The organism is Bartonella sp. AA83SXKL (genome assembly GCF_042196965.1).
Classification (GTDB): Bacteria; Pseudomonadota; Alphaproteobacteria; order Rhizobiales; family Rhizobiaceae; genus Bartonella.
The window spans coordinates 1-771 of record NZ_JBHIRG010000156.1 but is presented as its reverse complement, the minus strand read 5'-3'; the positions used below and the strand labels follow the sequence as shown (position 1 = coordinate 771).

Below are 771 nucleotides of genomic sequence, written 5' to 3'. Positions count from 1 at the left end.
AATAGAAATTTCAATGAACTTAGGGGTTGATCCTCGTCATGCAGATCAAATGGTACGAGGTGTCGTTCATTTGCCTAATGGAACTGGACGTAATGTTCGAGTGGCTGTTTTTGCACGTGGGGATAAAGCTGAGGAAGCTAAGACTGCTGGTGCGGATATTGTAGGTGCTGAAGATTTATTTGAAAGCATTAATGGTGGGGCTATTGATTTTGATCGTTGTATTGCAACACCAGATATGATGCCTCTTGTTGGGCGTCTTGGTAAGATCTGGGGCCACGAAATTTGATGCCGAATCCAAAAGTTGGTACTGTGACACTTGATGTTGCTAGTGCTGTTAAAGCTTCTAAAGGTGGTGCTGTTGAGTTTCGCGTTGAAAAAGCTGGTATTGTGCATGCTGGTATCGGTAAGGCTTCTTTTGGAGTTGAGAAGATAGTAGAGAATATTAAAGCTTTTGCTAGTGCAGTTATTAAAGCTAAGCCGCAAGGTGCAAAAGGTGAATATATTAAGCGTGTTGCAGTTTCTTCTACTATGGGGGTTGGAATTAAAGTTGATCCTGCGACTGTTCGTTCAGAGTAGGTATGAGCAGATTTATCATTTTATTTTGGGGTATGTGAATATCAGAAATATATTTAAGGTGTCGGTTTTTATCGACATTTTGCTATCTAAGCTTTATTGAGCTTGGGTTATAACGGAAGAAATTCCGGAATATCCTGTCCGAGATTGTGGGTGATACTGTTTGAGTATCTTAATCAAAAAAACCTGCATGAGACT

General features: G+C 40.3%; 1 pseudogene. It reads left to right on the top strand.

From position 1 onward, the window contains the following. A pseudogene (rplA, locus tag ACFINO_RS10300) lies at positions 1-576 on the top strand (50S ribosomal protein L1); the annotation flags it as partial. Positions 577-771: the final 195 nt, after the last annotated feature.